At 68.0% G+C, this 1028-nt stretch carries 1 protein-coding gene; it reads left to right on the top strand.

The window, feature by feature from the left end; translation table 11 throughout:
* Window positions 1–135: 135 nt before the first annotated feature.
* Window positions 136–1028, top strand: an 893-nt coding sequence (locus EN742_RS35940; RefSeq protein WP_128333938.1) for a hydantoinase/carbamoylase family amidase, incomplete at its 3' end; no start/stop codon positions are given.

A 1028-nucleotide genomic window follows, 5' to 3' on the forward strand; every position in this document is an offset into this window, starting at 1 on the left:
GATCCGGGCGGCGCTTCACCTCGATAGCCATTCGCGCGTGCTCATCATCAACTCCGAAGGCGCGACCGATCCCGGCCGCTATGCCGACCTGGTCGGGATGGCGCCGCAAGAGGTTGCGCGGGCGAGGCAGCCGGCATGAGCAATCTGACGATCAACGCCGACCGTCTTCTTGGCCGCATCGAAGAGCTCGGCAGCCTTGGCCGCGATGCGCAGGGCAGGCTGGTGCGTGTCGCCGCTTCCGACATGGACAAGCTCGGCCGCGACCGCCTCGTCAGCTGGCTGCAGGACGCAGGGCTCGCAGTCGCCGTCGACCGCATCGGCAACATCTTCGGCATCTGGCAGGATGATGCCAATGCCGGCCAGCCGTCGGTCATGCTCGGCTCGCATATCGACACAGTGATCGACGCTGGCATCTATGACGGCTGCTATGGCGTCCTTGCCGGCCTCGAAGCGATCGAGAGTTTGAAGGAGGCCGGCTTTACGCCGGCGCGCCCGCTCGTGGTAGCGGCCTTCACCAACGAGGAGGGCGTGCGGTTTTCGCCTGACATGATGGGCTCGCTGGTCTTCGCCGGCGGCCGGGATCTTGACGAGGCGCTGGCCTCGGTCGGCACCGACGGCTCGGTGCTGGGCAAGGAGTTGGAGCGCATCGGCTATGCCGGCAGGCACGAGCCCGGCTTCCTCAAGCCGCGTGCCTATGTCGAACTGCATGTCGAGCAGGGGCCGGTGCTGGAGCGCGAGGGCATCGCCGTCGGCGCGGTCGAAAACCTGCAGGGCATTTCCTGGCAGCGCATCACGATCGAGGGCGAGGCCAACCATGCCGGCACAACGCCGATGTCGATGCGCCGCGATGCCGGCGTCGCCGCCGCGCGGGTGATCGGCTTCCTGGCGGACCGCGCCGGCGCCTCGCCGACGCCGACGGTCGCCACCGTCGGCACCATCGCCTTCGAGCCCAACGCCATCAACGTCATACCGTCGCGGGCGACCTTCACCGTCGACCTCCGCGATCCCGACGAAACGCACCTTCGCGA

Source organism: Mesorhizobium sp. M4A.F.Ca.ET.020.02.1.1 (genome assembly GCF_004022645.1).
Classification (GTDB): Bacteria; Pseudomonadota; Alphaproteobacteria; order Rhizobiales; family Rhizobiaceae; genus Mesorhizobium.